The organism is Paraplanobispora siamensis (assembly GCF_016863175.1).
Lineage (GTDB): Bacteria > Actinomycetota > Actinomycetes > Streptosporangiales > Streptosporangiaceae > Planobispora > Planobispora siamensis.
In genome coordinates, this window is the sequence record NZ_BOOJ01000145.1 from 1 (window position 1) to 925 (window position 925).

Sequence of the window (925 nt, forward strand, 5' to 3'; positions counted from 1 at the left end):
GGCCCCGGCCGCGGGCGCCCTCAGCGGCGCCCGCGGCCCGGTCCCTGGTCGTGTCGCTCACACGTCCAGTGGAGGTCGCCACGGATCAGCTCCAGTCCTTGAAGATGCCGCGGTACTTCTCATCGACCGTCGTGAGCATCTCCTCGGGGGTCGTCTTGCCACCGACGAGGGCCTGGTAGCCCTCCAGCAGCGGCTGGAAGAGCTGGCCGCCCTCGGGAATCCACGGCCGGGCGGTCGCGGTGTCGATGATCGGCTTGAAGACCGCGACGTCGGCGTTGCCCTGCACATCGGGATTGTCATAAGCGGAGGTGCGGGTCGGCAGCAGGCTGATCTCCTTGGCGATCTTGGCCTGTGCCTCGGGAGTGCTCATGAAGCGGAGGAACTCATACGAGGCCTCGATGTTCTTGGAACCGGCGTAGATGGCGTAGTTCCAGCCACCGGTGGGAGCACCGGCCTTGACCGAACCGGCCGGCACCGGGGCGATGCCCAGGTTCTCCTTGTCCTTGAACTCCTTGCCCTGATAGATCTCCGACAACGCCCACGGACCGTTGTAGATCATCGCGGTCTTGCCGTCCTTCAGGGCGGTCATCGCATTGGCGTAGCTGTCCTGGATGGCCGGCTTGGGCGCGGCCCCCGAGGCGATCAGATCGGAGACGATGCCCATCGCCTTGACGTTCTCGGGAGAGTTGATGGTGATCTTCTTGTTCTGCACATCGAGCATGTCGCCGCCCTCGCCGTACATGAACGGCAGCAGGAAGTAGGCATCGACGTTCAGCGCCAGGCCGTTGACGCCGGTCTTGTCCTTGACCTCCAGCGCGGCCTTCTTCAGCTCCTCCACCGTGGCCGGGGGCTTGTCCCAGCCGGCCTCCTTGAGCAGCCTCTTGTTGTAGATCAGCGCCAGGGTGTCGGTGACCTGCGGCACGGC

At 65.3% G+C, this 925-nt stretch carries 1 protein-coding gene; it reads right to left on the reverse strand.

What is annotated here, in order from left to right:
• Positions 1 to 85: 85 nt before the first annotated feature.
• A partial coding sequence (locus tag Psi01_RS42940) for an extracellular solute-binding protein (RefSeq protein ID WP_204069964.1) occupies positions 86 to 925 on the reverse strand: 840 nt, incomplete at its 5' end.